A 20,358-nucleotide genomic window follows, 5' to 3' on the forward strand; every position below is an offset into this window, starting at 1 on the left:
ACATTTTCTGTTGTTTGAACCATACTAACAACACGGAGGGATGTATATGGAAGAACAATTACAACAAACGATCAAAGAATTGGAAGTTTCTTTAAGAGAGCTTGAAAACGCCAGCTCGGAAAATGTTTTAGTTCAACATTACATTCAGGAAGAGAAGAAGGAAATCCAACATCTGCTGGAAAGATATTATTTTCAGCCATCGGCTGACCCGGAAATAAGCAATGAACTCATATCATATTTTTGGATTGGCAGCAGTAATCACAAGGAACAAGACTGGTCGCATTACACTAAGAAGCCGCTTTATTAGCGCATGCTAAACTCTAGATAACAAATCATGCTGTAATTGGATAAGAGTGTCTTTCTCGCCGTTATTATGCTAAAATGCTAAAGTAATCATTTTGATTGGAGACGGAGGCTTCCCGTATGTTTTATTATCTGATTGCTTTGGTTGTAATTGCATTGGATCAGTTCACAAAATGGCTGATTGTGCAGAGAATGACAGAAGGACAGAGCATCACCGTGGTTGAGAACTTTCTGTATATCACTTCCCACAGGAACCAGGGAGCTGCATGGGGCATCCTTCAGGGGCAAATGTGGTTCTTCTATATAATCACAATCGGAGTCATTATAGGAATCGTTTATTATCTTGAAAAGCATGCAAAAGGAAATAAACTGTTCAGCATGAGCCTTGCGTTGCTGCTTGGCGGTGCGATTGGTAATTTTATTGACAGAGTGTTTAGAAAAGAGGTCGTCGACTTTCTGAATACATACATCATTCAATATGATTTTCCAATTTTCAATATTGCTGATGCTTCTCTTACAATCGGTGTAGGGTTATTGATTATCAATATGCTGATGGAAGAGCGTAGAGAAAAGAAGGAGAAATTACATGGAAACAATGGAACATATCGTTCGTGAAGAAGAAAAGAGTGTAAGGCTGGACAAGATGCTGACCGGTCTTGAAGAGAATTGGTCAAGATCACAGATTCAGCAGTGGATCAAAGATGGCAATGTGAAAGTGAACGGTTCGGAAGTAAAGACTAACTATAAATGTGCTGTAAATGATAAGATTTCCATCACAATTCCTGAACCAGAAGAACTGGATGTTGTTCCGGAGGAAATGGATCTGGATATCTACTATGAGGACGCAGATGTGATTGTGGTCAACAAACCAAGGGGCATGGTAGTACATCCAGCGCCTGGGCATCCTTCTGGAACGTTGGTGAATGGCCTGATGGCCCACTGCACGGATCTTTCTGGTATTAACGGAGTGCTAAGACCGGGGATTGTCCACAGGATCGATAAAGATACATCCGGACTTCTTATGGTTGCCAAGAATGATATGGCTCATGAGAAGTTGGTGGAGCAACTGGTGAATAAAACTGTAACCAGAAAATATAAGGCAATCGTCCATGGTATTATTCCTCATGACATTGGAACAATCGATGCGCCGCTTGGCAGGGACCCAAAGGACCGCCAGAAGATGGCCGTCGTTGATTCCGGGAGAGATGCGGTCACTCACTTCAATGTTCTTGAAAGGTATACAGCTTTTACCTATGTAGAATGTAAATTGGAAACAGGCAGAACCCATCAAATCCGTGTTCATATGAAATATATTGGTTACCCTTTGGCAGGAGATCCAAAGTACGGCCCGAAAAAAACGTTAGATCTTGATGGCCAGGCTTTACATGCCGGTATCTTGGGATTTGTTCATCCTCGCACAGGTGAATACCTGGAATTTGAAGCAGAACCGCCTGAGGTTTTTCGACAAACTCTGCGAAAACTGCAAAATAATCGTTGACAATCACCCTGTCAGGTTTTATGATTGATGTAACCGAATAAGGAAACCTTTAATACAGTCCCGTGAGGCTGAGAAGGAACTTTTCATGGAATTACACTACAGGAGTGCAGTGTAATGATTTCTAACGATAAGTATGCCCTCTCACCATTGCGGTGGGAGGGATTTTTTGTTTTAGAAAACAATAAGAGCCTTGGGGTCTGGATAACAAACATGTTATTTATGCGGCCAGCGCCTAGCAGATTTCGGTCTTCTTCCTTGCGATAAGTCAACATCAACTTACTCCGTTCGTTGTGTTTCCTTTATCTCATGCAGAAGCCCTCCAATCTGTACGGAGCTGAACGGCCGCTTGCGCTTTTGCTGCATCCAGCTCCAGCGGCCAGCGCCTAGCAGATTTCGGTCGTCTTCCTTGCGATAAGTCAACATCAACTTACTCCGTTCGTTGTGTTTCCTTTATCTCATGCAGAAGCCCTCCAATCTGTACGGAGCTGAACGGCCGCTTGCGCTTTTGTATTTGAAAGTTGTTATTAATATGTTTCCTGGAAATATTAAGGATGAGGTGATGACAGTGGCTCAAAAGACAGTGGTTCTTGATCATTCGGCAATCAGAAGGGCACTTACCAGAATTGCGCATGAGATCATTGAGCGCAATAAGGGCATTGACAATTGTATACTGGTGGGAATCAAGACAAGGGGCATTTACTTAGCAAAAAGGCTGGCGAACCGTATTGAAGAAATTGAAGGCACTAAGATCCCGGTTGGAGAAATTGATATAACACTCTACCGGGATGACCTGACTGTCAAGACGGAAAACGAAGAACCCGAGGTGAAAGGGTCTGACCTTCCAGTTGATATTACTGCCAAAAAAGTAATACTCATTGATGATGTGCTTTTTACCGGGAGGACGGTAAGAGCAGCACTGGACGCCCTGATGGACATTGGAAGGCCGAGCACTATCCAGATGGCGGTCCTGGTTGACAGAGGGCACAGGGAACTTCCGATCCGTGCAGATTTTGTCGGGAAGAACATACCAACTTCCAGTTCTGAGAAGATCGTGGTAGAGCTTTCAGAAGTAGATGATGAAGACCAAGTAACAATACATGACAGTTAAACAGTTTTCCTTTTAAAGACAGTCCAGAGAGGCTGGCAAAGGAATCTCAATACTGCTTTCACTCGAAGTGGAGCGTATTGCAGAACCCTCTTTGCGCCCTCTTGCAAAGAGGGTTTTTTTACAGGATCGAACATAAAAGAGGAGGAATCAGCATGGCAAATCACAATGAAGCAGTTTTAGATGTAAGAGACGTACCGAAGGCGGGCCAATGGCTTACCTTAAGCATACAGCATTTATTCGCAATGTTCGGAGCAACGGTCCTTGTACCGTTCCTAGTAGAGTTAAGTCCTGCAGTGGCACTGGTTTCAAGCGGTCTTGGAACGCTTGCTTACCTGTTGATTACAAAAGGGAGAATACCTGCTTATCTAGGTTCATCCTTTGCCTTCATCGCACCCATCATCGCTGCGAAAACAGTAGGCGGACCAGGGGCAGCAATGATGGGAAGTTTTCTAGCAGGACTGGTATATGGGATTGTAGCACTGCTGATTTCACAATTCGGATTGAAATGGCTATTGAAAATTTTGCCTCCGATTGTAGTTGGACCTGTTATCATGGTCATCGGGCTGGGTCTTGCAGGTACTGCAGTCGACATGGCCATGTATGAAAATCCTGGGGCAGCAGAGCTGGTATATAGTAATACACATTTTATGGTTGCACTTGCGACATTAGCCATCACAATACTTGGGTCCATTTTCTTTAGAGGATTCCTTGGGCTGGTTCCGATTTTAGTCGGAATTGTAGGGGGGTATGTCATTGCTTACTTTGCAGGAATTGTTGATTTGACACCTGTAAAGGAGGCACCATGGTTTCAAGTTCCCGACTTCATTATTCCATTCGTAAGTTATACGCCGGTGTTTTCATGGGAAATAGTCTTCATCATGGTTCCTGTCGCGATTGTAACCTTGGCAGAACACACGGGTGACCAAATGGTCCTGAGCAAGGTGGCAGGAAAGAATTTTATCAAGCAGCCTGGACTGCACCGTTCGATATTGGGAGATGGTGTCGCGACAATCATTGCTTCCTTAATCGGAGGCCCGCCTAACACAACATACGGGGAAAATATTGGTGTCCTTGCAATTACGCGGGTATTCAGCGTGTTCGTCATCGGAGGTGCTGCCGTAATAGCCATCATCTTTGGATTCGTAGGAAAAATCACAGCCTTAATCGGCACGATCCCCACAGCGGTAATGGGCGGAGTCTCCATCCTGTTGTTTGGTATCATCGCTTCCAGCGGACTGCGGATGCTGATTGATAATAAGATTGACTTAGGCGAAAAACGCAATTTGATCATTTCCTCGGTCATCCTCGTCATTGGTGTCGGTGGGGCATTCGTGGAAATCACCGAAAGGCTTTCACTATCGGGTATGGCTTTGGCAGCCATTGTAGGTGTCGTGTTGAACCTGATCCTGCCGGGCCAAGAACCTGTCGATGAAGATGAGATGTTCAAAGGTTTGAATGAAGAGAATTAATTGATAGTTAAATAGATTTTCAAACACCTTTTAAGAGAGGTCCAGAGAGGCTTAGAAGGGTGTTTCGGTGAAGCATAGGGAACTTGTATCCATTTTGGGGACAGGTGTACCTCTGCGGACCCAAAACACCCTGACTTAGAAAGGTCAGGGTGTTTTTTATTACTTGATAGACTGTTCAAAAAAAGGAGGCCGAAGCATGAAACACTTGTTGACGATGGCAGAAATCAGTCCGTCAGAGATCGAAGAGATTTTAACCCAGGCCGAAGGATTTAAGAATGGGGAGAACTGGAAACCGGAAACGCCAAAATACATAGCGAATTTATTTTTCGAAAACAGTACAAGAACAAAGTGCAGTTTCGAAATGGCTGAGAGAAAGCTTGGCCTGCAAGTCATACCTTTTGAGACCCAGACATCAAGTGTGTCCAAGGGGGAAACACTTTATGACACAGTAAAGACTATTGAAGCAGTCGGAGTTAATGCCGTTGTTATCAGACATGAGCAGGACCGTTATTTTGATGAATTGAAAGACCATCTTTCAATCCCCATCCTCAATGGAGGGGACGGGTGCGGAAATCATCCTACACAATGCCTATTAGATTTAATGACCATTAAAGAAGAGTTTGGATCCTTTCAAGGGCTGACGGTGAGCATCATTGGAGATATCTCGCATAGCAGGGTCGCCCGTTCAAATGCAGAAGCATTAAAGAAACTGGGAGCAGAAGTTTACTTTTCAGGACCGCCGGAGTGGTTCCCGCAGGAGCTTGTCGAAAGCGGACAGTACCTTCCTATAGATGAAGCCGTAACAACAGGTGATGCCGTCATGCTGCTGAGAGTCCAGCATGAAAGGCATGAGAGTACTTCCTCGCTAACGAATGAACAGTATCACCAGGAATTTGGTTTGACAGTGGAAAGAGCCCGGTTAATGAAAGAACGAAGCATCATCATGCACCCCGCCCCGGTCAATCGCGGTGTTGAGATAGCAGATGAGCTGGTAGAGAGCTCTAAATCCAGGATTTTTAAACAGATGGAAAATGGTGTTTATGTCAGAATGGCAGTCTTAAAGAGAGCACTTGATTACCGAGGAGGAGAATAATATGACAACTATCATTAAAAACGCAAAATGGTTAAAAGAAAACGGAGCGATCTCCACTAAAGATGTAAAGATAGTGAATAAACAAATTGCCGAAATCGGTGAAGACCTCAGGGATGAAAATGCTGAAATATTTGATGCTGAGGGGCACTTGCTCCTTCCGGGTTTTGTTGACCTTCATGTGCACCTGCGCGAACCTGGCGGTGAGAAAAAAGAGACCATCGAAACAGGGACAAAAGCAGCGGCAAAGGGCGGTTTTACAACATTAGCGGCAATGCCGAACACAAGGCCCGTACCGGATAATGTTGAAACACTGCAATGGCTGAATGAAAGAATCAAAGAAACCGGCAAAGTCAGAGTGCTTCCATATGCTTCTATCACAGAACGCCAGGTTGGAAAAGTTCTTACTGACTTCCCTGCATTAAAAGATTCAGGAGCTTTTGCTTTTACAGATGACGGGGTAGGGGTGCAGGAAGCTGGAAAGATGTTTGAAGCAATGAAAGCGGCAGCGTCGGTCGACATGGCGATTGTTGCGCACTGTGAAGATAACAGCCTGATATACGGGGGTGCTGTCCATGAAGGCAAATTCTCCAAAGAGAATGGGTTTCAAGGGATCCCCTCCATCTGTGAGTCTGTGCAAATAGCGAGAGATGTCTTGCTTGCCGAAGCAGCAGGCTGCCATTACCATGTCTGTCACATCAGTACAAAAGAATCTGTCAGGGTCGTAAGGGACGCTAAGAAAGCAGGCATTAGGGTGACAGCAGAAGTAACCCCTCACCATTTGCTTCTGACAGAGGACGATATACCGGGAGACGATGCCAACTATAAAATGAATCCTCCTCTAAGAAGTAAAGAAGACCGGGAAGCATTGATTGAAGGCCTGCTGGATGGCACAATCGATTTCATTGCAACAGATCATGCCCCACACACAACAGAGGAAAAGGCTGAAGGCATTGCGCTTGCACCATTTGGGATTGTAGGGCTTGAAACAGCATTTCCACTGCTTTATACAAACTTTGTGGAAAAAGAAATATTCACACTGAACCAGCTGGTCGATTGGATGACCAAAAAGCCATCGCAGACTTTCAAACTACCTTATGGAACTTTGGAGATTGGAAGTTTCGCAGATATCACACTGGTTGACTTAAAGGAAACGCGCCGAATTAATCCCGAAACTTTTTTATCAAAAGGAAAAAATACACCATTTGGCGGCTGGGAATGCAAGGGCTGGCCAAAAGCAACATTCACAGAAGGAATTCTAAGTTGGAAGGAAGGCGGACAATGATGAAAAGACAGTTAATTCTTGACGATGGCACGGTTTTTACAGGCGAAGGATTCGGAGCAGAAACAGGTTCTGTTGGAGAGGTTGTTTTTAACACAGGAATGACCGGTTATCAGGAAATCCTTTCAGACCCGTCATACTGCGGCCAGATCATCACACTGACATATCCGATGATTGGAAACTACGGAATCAACCGTGATGATTTTGAATCCATATCGCCGGCAATCAAAGGATTCATCGTAAGAGAAGAAGCAGATTTCCCTTCCAATTGGAGAAGTGACAGCTCATTGAATGACCTTCTTAAAGCGAAAGGAATACCTGGATTAGCAGGAATCGATACAAGAATGTTGACAAGAAAGATCAGAGAGCACGGTACAATGAAAGGGATGATCTGTTCAGCAGAAGTAGACAAGGGAGAAATCCTTCATGAATTGAGAGCTGCTGAACTGCCGACAAATCAAGTAAAGCAGGTTTCAACCAAGACAGCTTACCCAAGTCCAGGCAGAGGGTTCCGGGTAGTGCTGGTCGATTTCGGGATGAAGCATGGAATTCTAAGAGAGCTAAACAAAAGGGACTGTGACGTGATTGTCGTTCCTTATAATACAACAGCAGAAGAAATTCAGGCACTGAACCCTGATGGAATCATGCTTTCAAACGGACCTGGAGATCCAAAAGATGTTCCTGAAGCAATCGAGATGATTAATGAAATAGTAGGAGTGATTCCTTTGTTCGGGATATGCCTTGGACACCAGCTCTTTGCACTGGCAGGCGGAGGCGACACCTTCAAGATGAAATTTGGGCATCGTGGATCCAATCATCCCGTAAAAGATCTTACAACCGGAAAAATTGCCCTGACAGCACAAAACCATGGGTATTCAGTAGATGAAAATTCCTTAAAAGAAACACGACTGGAAGTAACACATATCGGATTGAATGATGGAACTATAGAAGGATTGAAACATCTTGACCTGCCGGCATTCACCGTTCAGTACCACCCTGAAGCTTCTCCAGGACCGGAAGATGCCAACGGACTATTCGATCAATTCATGACAATGATGGAAACGGAAAAGAGAAAGGAGATTTCACATGCCTAAACGTACAGATATCAAAACCATCCTAGTAATCGGAAGCGGACCGATCATCATCGGCCAGGCAGCGGAATTTGACTATGCAGGAACGCAAGCGTGTATTGCCCTGAAAGAGGAGGGCTACAAAGTCATCCTTGTTAACTCCAATCCGGCGACAATCATGACAGACAGTGAAATTGCAGACAAAGTTTATATTGAGCCTTTGACATTGGAATTTGTCAGCAGGATCATCCGCAAAGAGCGACCGGATGCCCTGCTTCCTACACTTGGAGGCCAGACAGGATTGAATATGGCAGTTGAGCTGGCAAACGCAGGCGTGCTTGATGAATGTAACGTCGAGATTCTTGGGACAAAGCTATCAGCGATTGAACAGGCTGAAGACCGCGATTTATTCCGTAAATTGATGAATGAATTGAATGAACCCGTGCCGGAGAGTGAAATCATTCACAACGTTGAAGAAGCGTTCCTATTTGTTGAAGAGGTTGGGTACCCCGTCATTGTCCGTCCGGCCTATACGCTAGGAGGAACAGGTGGAGGAATCTGCCATAACCGAGAAGAATTGATTGAAATTGTCAGCAGCGGATTAAAATACAGCCCGGTTACACAGTGTCTGCTTGAAAAAAGCATTGCAGGGTTTAAAGAGATTGAATATGAAGTAATGCGTGACAGCAATGACAGTGCCATCGTTGTATGTAATATGGAAAACTTTGACCCTGTCGGTATCCATACGGGTGACTCGATCGTTGTGGCACCAAGCCAGACATTGAGTGATAGAGAATATCAAATGCTCCGGAACTGCTCATTGAAAATCATACGGGCATTAGGAATTGAAGGGGGATGTAACGTTCAGCTTGCGCTGGATCCGGACAGCTTCCAATATTACATCATAGAAGTGAACCCGCGTGTAAGCCGATCTTCAGCACTGGCATCAAAAGCTACGGGATACCCGATTGCAAAGCTTGCGGCCAAAATTGCCGTAGGTTTGAATCTTGATGAGATGATGAACCCAGTAACGGGGAAAACATACGCGAGTTTCGAGCCTGCACTGGATTATATCGTTTCAAAAATTCCCCGCTGGCCATTTGATAAATTTGAATCAGCAAAAAGAAATCTCGGAACACAGATGAAGGCAACTGGTGAAGTCATGGCAATCGGTCGTACATTCGAGGAGTCAATCTTGAAGGCGGTCCGTTCACTGGAGAGCAACGTTTATCACTTGGAGCTTGAAGATGCAGACAGTTTTGACGATACGTTAATCGAAAAGCGCATCAGAAAAGCCGGAGATGAAAGATTGTTCTATATCGGTGAAGCACTGCGCCGTGGAGTGACGATCAATACCATCCATGAGTGGAGCAAAATCGATTTGTTCTTCCTGCATAAATTGAAGAAGATTGTAGATTTTGAATCAGAACTTGTTGAAGCACCATTTAACACAGAGCTGGCTATGAAAGCAAAGAGAATGGGCTTTGCTGATATAACGCTTGCGAAGTTATGGAATGCCGCTGAAAAGCAGGTCTATGACTGGAGAAAAGAACAGGAACTGATCCCGGTTTATAAAATGGTGGATACATGTGCGGCAGAGTTTGAATCAGAAACACCATACTTTTACGGAACATACGAGAGAGAAAATGAATCTGTCGTCACATCGAAGAAAAGTGTTGTCGTACTTGGCTCAGGACCAATCAGAATCGGACAGGGTGTAGAGTTCGACTATGCAACAGTCCACTCTGTTTGGGCGATTAAGGAAGCAGGCTACGAAGCCATCATTGTAAACAACAACCCTGAAACCGTATCGACGGACTTCAGTATTTCCGACAAGCTTTATTTTGAACCTCTGGCAATTGAAGATGTCATGCATATCATTGATTTGGAAAAGCCTGAAGGTGTTGTAGTACAGTTTGGAGGGCAAACGGCAATTAATCTTGCAGCTCAGTTAGTGGAAAGAGGCGTCACAATCCTGGGAACATCACTTGAAGATCTTGACCGTGCTGAGAACAGGGATAAATTTGAATATACCCTTCAAAGCCTGGGTATTCCTCAGCCGGAAGGGAAGACAGCGGTTACGGTTGAAGGTGCAGTAGAAATTGCCGAATCCATCGGCTACCCAGTCTTGGTACGCCCATCTTATGTACTTGGCGGACGTGCAATGGAGATTGTCTATGAAAAAGATGAGCTACTGCAATATATGAAAAATGCGGTTAAAATTAATCCTGAACATCCAGTCTTGATCGACCGCTACTTGATTGGTAAAGAAATTGAGGTCGATGCGATTTCAGATGGAAAGGATGTAGTAATCCCGGGCATTATGGAGCATATCGAGAGAGCAGGTGTCCATTCAGGCGATTCGATCGCCGTCTACCCGCCGCAGCAGCTGACTAAGGATCAGAAAGATAGAATCATAGAGTACACAACCAAGCTGGCAAGAGGATTAAATATTATTGGCCTGCTGAATATCCAGTATGTCATCAGTAAGAATGAAGTATTTGTCCTTGAAGTTAATCCACGTTCAAGCCGGACTGTGCCATTCTTAAGCAAGATTACAAATGTCCCTATGGCAAACCTTGCGACTAAAGTAATCCTGGGCAGTTCATTGGCGGAAATGGGCTATCAATCCGGGTTGGTTCCAGAGAAAAAAGGTGTGTATGTCAAAGTACCTGTATTCTCCTTCGCAAAATTGCGCAGAGTGGACATTACACTCGGGCCGGAAATGAAATCGACTGGAGAAGTAATGGGGAAAGATCTAACGCTGGAAAAAGCTCTTTATAAAGGAATCGTAGCCGCAGGTATGCAGATGAAAGAGTATGGTTCCGTACTGCTGACAGTTGCGGATAAAGATAAGGAAGAAGCAGCCGGACTGGCGAAGCGTTTCGTCAATATTGGATATCAGATTCTTGCAACGAAAGGAACAGCAGATGTATTAAGAACATCAAACATTCCGGTGAAAGAAGTAGACAAAATCGGTTCTGACGGGCCGACACTCTTGGATGTCATCCAAAGCGGTGAAACACAACTTGTCATCAATACACTGACAAAAGGCAAACAGCCTCAAAGAGACGGATTCAGAATCCGCAGGGAGTCCGTAGAAAATGGTATTCCTTGCTTAACATCGCTTGATACAGCTGAAGCGATTTTGAAAGTCTTTGAATCCATGACTTTCTCAGCAGAAGCGATGGAAGGAGCAGAAAAAACTCAAGAGGCGGTACTTTCATGATCAAAAAAGATCTCATGCAAATCATTTCAAATGAAGAAATTGCTGATAATATATTCAAAATGGTTTTGTCTGGCGATCTTGTTTCAGAATTAAATGAACCAGGTCAATTCCTTCACTTTAAAACAGGCACAGGGGTGGAACCGCTCCTGCGCCGTCCTATAAGTATTGCAGAGATAGATAAGGAGAATAGCAGCCTTACCGTAATCTATCGGACAGAAGGAAGGGGGACAGCACTCTTGTCTGGTGAAAGGGCAGGTGCTGCTGCAGATGTTCTGGGTCCTCTGGGCAATGGTTTTCCTATACACCGAGAAGATGAAGGGAAAACAGCCCTGCTGGTTGGAGGTGGAATTGGGGTTCCCCCCCTTTATGAACTGTCGAAGCAGTTAGTCAAAAGTGGGATTGATGTCATCCATGTCCTTGGCTTTCAAAATCGAGGGGCAGCTTTTTATGAAAAGGAATTCTCGGAACTTGGTCCGACTTACATCGCTACTGTGGATGGCTCATTAGGAACTAAGGGATTTGTAACAGATGTCATTAAAGAAAAAGGGTTGGATTTTGACCTTTTCTACTCCTGCGGGCCAAAAGCCATGCTGGCAGCGCTCAGCAGATCTTATGGAGAAAGCAAAGGGTATATTTCCCTTGAAGAACGGATGGGCTGCGGAATCGGCGCCTGCTTTGCCTGTGTATGTGAAAAGGCAGTGAATGACGGAGACAAAGACTATCTGAAGATTTGCAGTGATGGTCCAGTCTTTCCAGTGGGGATGGTGAAGTTATGAAAAAATTGAAGATCGAACTTCCGGGTTTAAGTCTGAAAAATCCTGTAATGCCAGCCTCGGGCTGCTTCGGTTTCGGCAAGGAATTTGCAGGTCTTTATGATCTGAGCATGCTTGGGGCCATCATGATCAAGGCAACAACCCTTGATACCAGGTTTGGAAATCCAACTCCGCGTGTAGCCGAAACGTCATCAGGGATGCTGAATGCTATTGGATTGCAAAATCCTGGTCTTCATAAGGTGATGACCGAGGAACTCCCCTGGCTGGAGAAGCATGATGTACCGATCATTGCCAATGTAGCTGGGTCTCAGGCAGAAGATTATGTAGAGGTTGCTGAAACAGTCTCGACGGCTCCCAATGTAAAAGCACTTGAGCTCAATATTTCCTGTCCGAATGTGAAATCAGGCGGGATTGCTTTTGGGACAGTACCTGAAATTGCAAAGGAACTGACCAAGAAAGTAAAAGCTGTATCTTCAGTGCCTGTGTATGTAAAACTTTCCCCTAATGTCGCCAACATTGTAGATATGGCAAAAGCAGTGGAAGAAGGCGGAGCAGACGGTTTGACGATGATCAATACTTTAATTGGCATGAGAATCGATACGAGGACTGGAAAACCTGTCATTGCCAATGGTACAGGTGGATTATCTGGCCCAGCCATCAAGCCTGTCAGCATCCGAATGGTTTATGAAGTCAGCCAAAAGGTAAATATCCCTATCATTGGAATGGGCGGGATTCAGACAGTGGATGACATCATTGAATACTTTTATGCAGGGGCAAGTGCAGTTGCAGTCGGAACGGCAAACTTTGTCGACCCGTTCATATGCCCTGACCTGATCCAAGGCTTGGAAGAAAGATTGGATGAAATGAATGTGAACCATATTTCTGAATTGACAGGAAGGAGCTGGAGAAGCCATGGAACGGGAGCCTATAGTCGCACTTGATTTTCCCACGTGGGAAAGCAGCAGATCTTTTTTAGCAAACTTTGAAACTTCACTTTTTGTTAAAGTGGGAATGGAACTTTATCTGCAAAATGGCCAGGTTGTCATCGAGGAATTGAAAAGGATGAACCACCGCATCTTCCTGGATTTAAAACTTCATGATATTCCTAACACTGTCGGATACGCAATGAAGGGGCTTGCACAGTTGGAGATCGATCTCGTCAATGTCCATGCAGCTGGAGGTGTAAAAATGATGGAACGAGCCATGGAAGGGTTGGTTCAGGGGACACCGGCAGGGAAAGAAAGGCCGAAACTTATTTCAGTTACGCAGCTGACTTCCACGTCTGAAGAACAAATGAATCGTGAGCAGCTTATAACGGTTCCATTGATGGAATCTGTTATGAACTATGCCCAAATCACCAAGGAAGCAGGTCTGGATGGCGTGGTTTGTTCCCCTCACGAAGCGGCTGCCATTAAAGAAGTTTGCGGAGAGGATTTTTTACGGGTGACACCTGGAATACGGCTGAAAGGTGATGCCTCACAGGATCAAATTCGGACTGCTTCACCTGCTGAAGCTCGAACTCTCGGATCCTCTGCTATTGTAGTGGGCAGAAGCATTACTGGAGCGGGTGAACCAGGAGCCGCATATCGAAGAGTGAAAACGGAATGGGAGGGTCAAGCATGAAAAAAGAAATTGCACAACAATTATTGAATATCGAAGCAGTGTTTTTGAAGCCAAAAGATCCATTCACATGGTCTTCAGGGTTAAAATCCCCTATCTACTGTGATAATCGTTTGACGATTTCCTATCCAAAAGTAAGGGATATGATTGCCGAGGGCATGGCAGAAAACATCAGAACTCATTTCCCTGATGCTGAGATGATCGCTGGGACTGCAACAGCCGGTATCCCCCATGCCGCCTGGATCAGCGGCCGTCTTGGACTGCCGATGTGTTATGTCCGTTCGAAGCCGAAAGCCCATGGTAAAGGAAGCCAGATTGAAGGAAGAGTTATGACAGGCCAAAAGGTTGTCGTAGTAGAAGATTTGATTTCAACAGGCGGAAGCTGTATCTCGGCTGTTCAGGCCTTGAGAGAAGAGGGCTGTGAGGTGCTTGGTGTAGCGGCCATCTTTACATACGAGCTGCAAAAAGGTATCAAAAGGCTTGAAGAAGTGGGGGTCAAATCCGTATCTTTGTCTGACTACACAGCCCTGTTAGAGGCGGCCCGTGAAAATCATTATATCGAAGAAAAGGATTTGGAAACACTGAAAAGCTGGAAGCAAGACCCTGAAAATTGGATAGCCAACTAACATTGCCGGGGACAGTCCCCTGTTACGTTAACGTAACAGGGGACTGTCCCCGGATGTGTTAAAGCGTTAATGCAATAAAGAAAGCACCTTTAAAGGTGCTTTCATCGTTTTATTCCTTTTTTAATGCACGGACGAGATCGAGATTCGGGGTTGTATAAACAGTCTGTTGTCCATCATAGGTGACGAACCCGGGTTTAGCTCCGTTTGGTTTTTTTACATTCTTCACAGTTGTATAGTCAACGGGCACTGAACTTGATTCGCGGGCTTTACTGAAATAGGCTGCCAGCACGGCTGCTTCTTTGATGGTCTCATCTGAAGGGTTTTTACTTCTGATGACAACATGAGAACCTGGAATATCTTTTGTATGCAGCCATATTTCTTCTTTCCCGGCCAGTTTATTTGTCAGATAATCATTCTGTTTATTGTTTTTCCCGACCAGAATAGTCGCTCCATCACTGGATGTATAAGATTCCAACTGAGGCTTTTCATTGTTTTTCTTTTTCTTCTTATCGTGCTTTGCCTTGATGTATCCTTCTTCGGCAAGTTCTTCGCGGATTTCTAAAATATCTTTTGGAGAAGCGGAATCGAGCTGCTGCAGCAATTGTTCAAGATACACAATCTCTTCCTTCGCCTTTTTTATCTGTTCCTGAACAATCCTGACCGCTGTCTTGGCTTTTGTGTATTTTGAAAAATATTGCTGTGCATTTTCAGAAGGACTTTTCCGTGTATCCAAGTGAATCTTGACAGTACCGCCATTTTCATCATAGTAATTGACAACTTCAATTTCCTTCATACCTCTGTCAACTGCGTACAAATTAGCTGTCAGCAATTCTCCATAAAGCTGATAGGTATCTGCGTTTTCTGCATCTTTCAATGTCTTCTCAAGTTTACCGATTTTGCTTTGATTTTTATCCCGCTCATTCTTAATGAATCGTTCAAGGTCATTACCCTGCTGCTTTACTCGATCTCTTTCCGCTTTTTGGTGGAAATAACGGTCCAGCAAGTCACTTAAATTAGGATAGTGATTGCGCTCTCCATCAATATGCTGCAGGTTCAGGAAATAAAAAGTTTCCTTATCTGATTGGATCAGTGTTGGCTGATATTCCCGTTTTTTAACAGGCTCCAGCAGATTCAGCAAAGCATTCGGCAAGCTGGTGCGGTTTGCAAGCCCTGAGCGATGGACAGCTTCCTTGGCAAATAAGGGAGAAAAACCGGCAAAAGCCCCTACTAACTGATGATCAATCCTTCCGCTGTTAAAATCGACAGCTCGTAGAATATCATCACGGTCTGCTTCTAATGGATTTTTCTTATCTTGAGGCGGCGGGAATTTGTATTCCTGTCCGGGAAGTACCGTCCTGTAGCTGTTGATGGAAGGCGGGATATGCTTGATGGAGTCAAGGATCATATTCCTGCCTTTATCTACAATGATGATGTTGCTGTGTCTGCCCATGATCTCAATGATCAGCTGTTTATATGAAATGTCACCTATTTCATTTCGGCCCTTTATTTCAATGAGGATGATCCGGTCGACTTCCTTTTGATAAACATCTTCTATGATGTAGCCTTCAAGATGCTTTCTGAGAAGCATACAGAACATAGGGGGGACCGAAGGGTTTTCGTAGCTTTGGGATGTGATTTGTGCACGTGCATAGCTTGGGTGTGCAGATAGCAGGAGCTTATGGTTCTTACCCTGTGATCTGACAATCAAAATAATTTCATTTTTATACGGCTGGTGAATCTTGTTGATTCGTCCGCCTTTTAGTATATCGCCAAGCTCTTCCGACATGGCTTTTGTGAATAATCCATCGAATGACATTTTTTACATCCTTTTCTTTGGTTGATATTGATTTTCTTCATTCCGATTTATCAATCCAGTTCCAGCGGCCAGCGCCTAGCAGATTTCGGTCTCTCTCCTTGCGAATCCAGCTCCAAAGCCCAGCTGCTAGCGTACTTCCCGACTCCTTCTTGCGATAAGTCAACATCAACTCACTTCGTTCGTTGTGTTTCCTTTATCTCATGCGGAGCCGGTCCAGTCCGTACGCAGCTGACCGGGCTTTTCCGCTTTTTACTGATAAGTCAACATCGGCTCGCTCCGCTTGCCGTGTTTCCTATATCTCATGCGAGAGCCCTCCAATCTGTACGTCGCTGAACGGCCGCTTCCACTTTTTATCAATCCAGTTCCAGCGCCTAGCCCCTCGGGGTCATAAGTCAATCCACCGAGAAGGCAAAGTGCAGCCTTCCCGCCGGCTCGCCTTATGCCGGTCGGGGCTGATCAAGGCGCTTCCACTTTTTAGTCTATCCAGTTCCAGCGGCCAGCTCCTAGCAGATTTCGGTCTCTCTCCTTTGCGAATCCAGCTCCAAAGCTCAGCTGCTAGCGTACTTCCCGACTCCTTCTTGCGATAAGTCAACATCAACTCACTTCGTTCGTTGTGTTTCCTTTATCTCATGCGGAGCCGGTCCAGTCCGTACGCAGCTGACCGGGCTTTTCCGCTTTTTACTGATAAGTCAACATCGGCTCGCTCCGCTTGCCGTGTTTCCTATATCTCATACGAGAGCCCTCCAATCTGTACGTCGCTGAACGGCCGCTTCCACTTTTTATCAATCCAGTTCCAGCGCCTAGCCCCTCGGGGTCATAAGTCAATCCACCGAGAAGGCAAAGTGCAGCCTTCCCGCCGGCTCGCCTTATGCCGGTCGGGGCTGATCAAGGCGCTTCCACTTTTTAGTCAATCCAGTTCCAGCGGCCAGCGCCTAGCAGATTTCGGTCTCTCTCCTTGCGAATCCAGCTCCAAAGCCCAGCTGCTAGCGTACTTCCCGACTCCTTCTTGCGATAAGTCAACATCAACTCACTTCGTTCGTTGTGTTTCCTTTATCTCATGCGGAGCCGGTCCAGTCCGTACGCAGCTGACCGGGCTTTTCCGCTTTTTACTGATAAGTCAACATCGGCTCGCTCCGCTTGCCGTGTTTCCTATATCTCATACGAGAGCCCTCCAATCTGTACGTCGCTGAACGGCCACTTCCACTTTTTATCAATCCAGTTCCAGCGCCTAGCCCCTCGTGGTCATAAGTCAATCCACCGAGAAGGCAAAGTGCAGCCTTCCCGCCGGCTCGCCTTATGCCGGTCGGGGCTGATCAAGGCGCTTCCGCTTTTTAGTCAATCCAGTTCCAGCGGCCAGCGCCTAGCGGATTTCGGTCTCTCTCCTTGCGAATCCAGCTCCAAAGCCCAGCTGCTAGAGTACTTCCCGACTCCTTCTTGCGATAAGTCAACATCAACTCACTTCGTTCGTTGTGTTTCCTTTATCTCATGCGGAGCCGGTCCAGTCCGTACGCAGCTGACCGGGCTTTTCCGCTTTTTACTGATAAGTCAACATCGGCTCGCTCCGCTTGCCGTGTTTCCTTTATCTCATGCGAGAGCCCTCCAATCTGAACGTCGCTGAACGGCCGCTTCCACTTTTTATATAATCATATCATTTTTTTGGACGAGTCTGAATAATAATGCTGTGAGAGGTGAACTTTTCGGAGAATAAATGGGAGAGTGAGTTGGTCGAATGAGATACCATGAGATGCGGCAGGGAGACCTGGAAAAAACGGTCAATACCGACTTTGCCAATGGTCTTGCAGAAGATGAAGTTGTAAAAAGGAGAAAGCAGTTCGGCTATAATGAGTTGCAGGAAGCAGAAAAGCAGTCTGCTTTATTGTTGTTTTTCAGTCAGTTCAAGGACTTTATGGTAATCGTGTTATTGGCGGCCACCTTGATATCCGGCCTATTGGGGGAATATATTGATGCCATTGCCATTATTGCTATAGTCTTGATTAATGGATTTCTTGGTTTTTTCCAAGAGAGAAAGGCTGAGAAATCATTAAATGCATTGAAAGAACTTTCTGCTCCGCAAGTATATGTTCTGCGTGATGGAAATTGGGCCAAGGTTCCATCAAAAGATGTGGTGCCGGGGGATATCATTAAGTTTGCAAGCGGAGACCGTATAGGGGCAGATGTGAGGTTGATCAATGTCAATAACCTTGAGATAGAGGAATCCGCCTTGACTGGGGAGTCTGTTCCGGTAATGAAGCGGACGGAAGAGATGAAAGGAGAAAACATCAATCTTGGGGACTTAGAGAACATGGCATTCATGGGTACAATGGTCACCAGGGGCAATGGGATTGGCGTTGTAACTGCGATTGGAATGCAGACGGCAATGGGGAAAATTGCTGACATGATACAAACAGCTGAGACGATGACAACGCCCCTTCAAAGAAGGCTGGAGCAGCTTGGAAAAATTTTGATCACCGTTGCTTTGATCCTTACAGCCCTCGTTGTGGGAATCGGAGTCATTCAGGGCCATGATATGTATACAATGTTCCTGGCAGGTGTGTCATTGGCTGTAGCTGCGATTCCTGAAGGGCTGCCGGCAATAGTGACTGTAGCGCTTTCGCTCGGTGTTCAAAGAATGATCAGAAGAAATGCAATCGTCAGGAAGCTCCCGGCGGTAGAAACACTTGGATGTGCGTCCGTGATCTGCTCGGATAAAACAGGTACCCTGACACAAAACAAAATGACCGTGACCCATTTATGGAGCGGCGGAAATATGTGGACGGTGAGCGGAACGGGGTATGACCCTGAAGGAAGCTTTTACCGCAGTGAAAAAAGGGTGAGCCCTTCCTCTGAAAAATCCTTGAATCAATTACTTACTTTCGGTATGCTCTGCAATAATGCAAAAATTAAATTAAAGGATGATGAGTACATCCTCGATGGCGATCCGACAGAAGGTGCCTTGCTAGTCGCAGCCTTGAAGGCAGGGATGCAAAGGGAGGCTCTTCTGGGGAAATTCACCATTGAAAAGGAATTTCCATTTGATTCAACGAGAAAGATGATGAGTATCGTTGTGAAGGACCAGCATGGGAAACGGTTCATTGTGACTAAAGGAGCTCCAGATGTGCTGGTGGATATCAGTCAATCAATTCTCTGGGAGGAAAAACTTCAACACCGTACTAAAGAATTTACAGGTAAAGTACAGGGGGCAATCCATGAACTTGCTTCCAATGCCTTAAGAACGATTGCTATTGCCTATGCTCCTTGGACAGCACCTTCTCTTCCACAAACAGAGGAAGAGGCTGAAAAGGGCCTGACATTTATCGGGCTTCATGGAATGATAGATCCTCCAAGGCCGGAAGTGAAACAAGCAGTAAAGGAATGCAGGCAGGCAGGCATCAAAACGGTAATGATTACTGGGGACCATGTCATTACAGCCAAGGCTATTGCAAAGGATCTTGGTATCCTGAGAGGTAAGGATAAGGTGCTTGAAGGTGCTGATTTAAACTCAATGGAAGTGGAAGACCTTGAAGAAGTGGTGGAAAAGGTCACGGTGTTTGCCCGTGTATCGCCGGAACATAAATTGAAAATTGTCAAGGCGCTTCAGAATAGAGGGCATGTGGTTGCAATGACTGGTGATGGTGTTAATGATGCTCCTGCCATCAAAGCAGCGGACATAGGAGTTGCAATGGGGATTACCGGTACTGATGTTGCAAAGGAAGCATCCTCTCTAGTCCTGTTGGATGATAACTTTGCGACTATTAAATCGGCTATCAATGAAGGAAGAAATATCTATGAAAATATAAGGAAATTCATACGTTATCTCCTTGCTTCCAATGTCGGGGAAATCCTGGTCATGCTTTTCGCCATGATTCTAGCACTTCCGCTGCCTTTGGTACCGATCCAGATATTATGGGTGAATCTTGTCACAGATGGTCTGCCGGCCATGGCACTTGGCCTCGATAAACCTGAGGAAGATGTCATGAAGCGGAATCCAAGACACCCGAAAGAAGGCGTGTTTGCAAGAGGACTTGGATGGAAAGTGGTTTCCCGGGGGTTCCTCATTGGAATTTCAACTCTTGCAGCATTTATGATTGCTTATAAACAGCACCCCGATCACCTTGCCTATGCCCAGACCATTGCCTTTGCAACCTTGGTCATGGCGCAGCTTATTCATGTGTTTGACTGTAGAAGCGAGAAATCTGTATTTGCCCGCAACCCGTTTGGCAATATGTATCTTGTGGGGGCGGTGTTGTCGTCATTGGTTCTGATGCTTCTTGTTATTTACCTGCCTGGAATGCAGCCGATATTCCATACAGTATCAATTGAGCTGAGAGATTGGCTGCTGATTGCTGGAATGAGTGCACTCCCGACGTTTTTGCTTGCTGGTTCATTTTTTGCAGGAAAAAAACGTGAAGATGTGATATAATCCTAAAGGTAGTAGAGTCCTTACTCTATTACCTTTTTTATTAGGTTTCCTCTC

General features: G+C 45.4%; 16 protein-coding genes. 14 read left to right on the forward strand and 2 right to left on the reverse strand.

Annotated features, from left to right (window positions below; all coding sequences use genetic code 11):
• Positions 1–46 precede the first annotated feature (46 nt).
• The 3 genes from AC4E8A_RS07835 (at position 47) to AC4E8A_RS07845 (ending at position 1,801) form a co-directional block, all read left to right on the forward strand.
• Positions 47–307 carry a hypothetical protein gene (locus tag AC4E8A_RS07835; RefSeq protein ID WP_490197815.1) on the forward strand — a complete coding sequence of 87 codons (261 nt, stop codon included), beginning with the start codon at positions 47–49 and terminating at the stop codon, positions 305–307.
• Between the two features lie 116 nt (positions 308–423).
• Complete coding sequence (gene lspA / locus AC4E8A_RS07840) at positions 424–918, forward strand: signal peptidase II (RefSeq protein ID WP_490197817.1); 495 nt, start codon at positions 424–426, stop codon at positions 916–918.
• A complete protein-coding gene (locus tag AC4E8A_RS07845; RefSeq protein ID WP_490197818.1) occupies positions 890–1,801 on the forward strand; it encodes an RluA family pseudouridine synthase in 912 nt (303 codons plus the stop codon). The genes lspA and AC4E8A_RS07845 overlap by 29 nt, the downstream gene beginning before the upstream one ends.
• 276 nt (positions 1,802–2,077) lie before the next feature.
• On the opposite strand, the gene AC4E8A_RS07850 is transcribed toward AC4E8A_RS07845, so the two are convergent.
• On the reverse strand, positions 2,078–2,224 hold the full coding sequence (locus tag AC4E8A_RS07850) for a hypothetical protein (protein ID WP_490197819.1): 147 nt from the start codon (positions 2,222–2,224) through the stop codon (positions 2,078–2,080).
• A gap of 142 nt (positions 2,225–2,366) precedes the next feature.
• Here AC4E8A_RS07850 and pyrR point away from each other — a divergent pair, with 142 nt between their 5' ends.
• The 10 genes from pyrR to pyrE all read left to right on the forward strand — a co-directional run bounded on the left by pyrR (position 2,367) and on the right by pyrE (position 14,068).
• Complete coding sequence (gene pyrR, locus AC4E8A_RS07855) at positions 2,367–2,909, forward strand: bifunctional pyr operon transcriptional regulator/uracil phosphoribosyltransferase PyrR (protein ID WP_490198800.1); 543 nt, start codon at positions 2,367–2,369, stop codon at positions 2,907–2,909.
• 152 nt (positions 2,910–3,061) lie between these two features.
• Positions 3,062–4,378 (forward strand): solute carrier family 23 protein, encoded by a 1,317-nt coding sequence (locus AC4E8A_RS07860; RefSeq protein ID WP_490197820.1) that lies wholly within the window; start codon positions 3,062–3,064, stop codon positions 4,376–4,378.
• Between the two features lie 196 nt (positions 4,379–4,574).
• Positions 4,575–5,471, forward strand: coding sequence for an aspartate carbamoyltransferase catalytic subunit (locus tag AC4E8A_RS07865; protein ID WP_490197822.1), 897 nt, complete (start codon positions 4,575–4,577; stop codon positions 5,469–5,471).
• Position 5,472: 1 nt separating this feature from the next.
• Positions 5,473–6,753, forward strand: coding sequence for a dihydroorotase (pyrC, locus tag AC4E8A_RS07870; protein WP_490197823.1), 1,281 nt, complete (start codon positions 5,473–5,475; stop codon positions 6,751–6,753).
• On the forward strand, positions 6,753–7,844 hold the full coding sequence (locus tag AC4E8A_RS07875; protein WP_490198801.1) for a carbamoyl phosphate synthase small subunit: 1,092 nt from the start codon (positions 6,753–6,755) through the stop codon (positions 7,842–7,844). The genes pyrC and AC4E8A_RS07875 overlap by 1 nt, the downstream gene beginning before the upstream one ends.
• Positions 7,837–11,049 carry a carbamoyl-phosphate synthase large subunit gene (gene carB / locus AC4E8A_RS07880; protein ID WP_490197824.1) on the forward strand — a complete coding sequence of 1,071 codons (3,213 nt, stop codon included), beginning with the start codon at positions 7,837–7,839 and terminating at the stop codon, positions 11,047–11,049. Before AC4E8A_RS07875 ends, carB begins: the two co-directional genes overlap by 8 nt.
• Positions 11,046–11,825 carry a dihydroorotate dehydrogenase electron transfer subunit gene (locus AC4E8A_RS07885; RefSeq protein ID WP_490197826.1) on the forward strand — a complete coding sequence of 260 codons (780 nt, stop codon included), beginning with the start codon at positions 11,046–11,048 and terminating at the stop codon, positions 11,823–11,825. Before carB ends, AC4E8A_RS07885 begins: the two co-directional genes overlap by 4 nt.
• Positions 11,822–12,763, forward strand: a complete 942-nt coding sequence (locus tag AC4E8A_RS07890; RefSeq protein WP_490197828.1) for a dihydroorotate dehydrogenase — start codon at positions 11,822–11,824, stop codon at positions 12,761–12,763. Before AC4E8A_RS07885 ends, AC4E8A_RS07890 begins: the two co-directional genes overlap by 4 nt.
• Positions 12,735–13,445, forward strand: a complete 711-nt coding sequence (gene pyrF / locus AC4E8A_RS07895; RefSeq protein ID WP_490197829.1) for an orotidine-5'-phosphate decarboxylase — start codon at positions 12,735–12,737, stop codon at positions 13,443–13,445. The genes AC4E8A_RS07890 and pyrF overlap by 29 nt, the downstream gene beginning before the upstream one ends.
• Positions 13,442–14,068, forward strand: a complete 627-nt coding sequence (pyrE, locus tag AC4E8A_RS07900; protein WP_490197830.1) for an orotate phosphoribosyltransferase — start codon at positions 13,442–13,444, stop codon at positions 14,066–14,068. The genes pyrF and pyrE overlap by 4 nt, the downstream gene beginning before the upstream one ends.
• Before the next feature lie 109 nt (positions 14,069–14,177).
• Here the strand turns inward: pyrE and AC4E8A_RS07905 are convergent, their stop codons facing one another.
• Complete coding sequence (locus tag AC4E8A_RS07905) at positions 14,178–15,884, reverse strand: Rqc2 family fibronectin-binding protein (protein ID WP_490197831.1); 1,707 nt, start codon at positions 15,882–15,884, stop codon at positions 14,178–14,180.
• A gap of 1,729 nt (positions 15,885–17,613) precedes the next feature.
• On the opposite strand from AC4E8A_RS07905, the gene AC4E8A_RS07910 reads away from it, so the two are divergent.
• Complete coding sequence (locus AC4E8A_RS07910) at positions 17,614–20,304, forward strand: calcium-translocating P-type ATPase, SERCA-type (protein ID WP_490197832.1); 2,691 nt, start codon at positions 17,614–17,616, stop codon at positions 20,302–20,304.
• Positions 20,305–20,358: the final 54 nt, after the last annotated feature.

The organism is Bacillus sp. SRL337, from assembly GCF_984799155.1.

Coding starts and splice junctions, on each gene's coding strand:
- pyrC (WP_490197823.1), top strand. CDS start 5,473: ATGACAACTATCATTAAAAACGCAAAATGGTTAAAAGAAAACGGAGCG.
- AC4E8A_RS07890 (WP_490197828.1), top strand. CDS start 11,822: ATGAAAAAATTGAAGATCGAACTTCCGGGTTTAAGTCTGAAAAATCCT.
- carB (WP_490197824.1), top strand. CDS start 7,837: ATGCCTAAACGTACAGATATCAAAACCATCCTAGTAATCGGAAGCGGA.
- AC4E8A_RS07910 (WP_490197832.1), top strand. CDS start 17,614: ATGAGATACCATGAGATGCGGCAGGGAGACCTGGAAAAAACGGTCAAT.
- AC4E8A_RS07865 (WP_490197822.1), top strand. CDS start 4,575: ATGAAACACTTGTTGACGATGGCAGAAATCAGTCCGTCAGAGATCGAA.
- AC4E8A_RS07875 (WP_490198801.1), top strand. CDS start 6,753: ATGAAAAGACAGTTAATTCTTGACGATGGCACGGTTTTTACAGGCGAA.
- pyrE (WP_490197830.1), top strand. CDS start 13,442: ATGAAAAAAGAAATTGCACAACAATTATTGAATATCGAAGCAGTGTTT.
- AC4E8A_RS07905 (WP_490197831.1), bottom strand. CDS start 15,884: ATGTCATTCGATGGATTATTCACAAAAGCCATGTCGGAAGAGCTTGGC.
- AC4E8A_RS07860 (WP_490197820.1), top strand. CDS start 3,062: ATGGCAAATCACAATGAAGCAGTTTTAGATGTAAGAGACGTACCGAAG.
- pyrF (WP_490197829.1), top strand. CDS start 12,735: ATGGAACGGGAGCCTATAGTCGCACTTGATTTTCCCACGTGGGAAAGC.
- lspA (WP_490197817.1), top strand. CDS start 424: ATGTTTTATTATCTGATTGCTTTGGTTGTAATTGCATTGGATCAGTTC.
- AC4E8A_RS07850 (WP_490197819.1), bottom strand. CDS start 2,224: ATGTTGACTTATCGCAAGGAAGACGACCGAAATCTGCTAGGCGCTGGC.
- AC4E8A_RS07845 (WP_490197818.1), top strand. CDS start 890: ATGGAAACAATGGAACATATCGTTCGTGAAGAAGAAAAGAGTGTAAGG.
- AC4E8A_RS07885 (WP_490197826.1), top strand. CDS start 11,046: ATGATCAAAAAAGATCTCATGCAAATCATTTCAAATGAAGAAATTGCT.
- AC4E8A_RS07835 (WP_490197815.1), top strand. CDS start 47: ATGGAAGAACAATTACAACAAACGATCAAAGAATTGGAAGTTTCTTTA.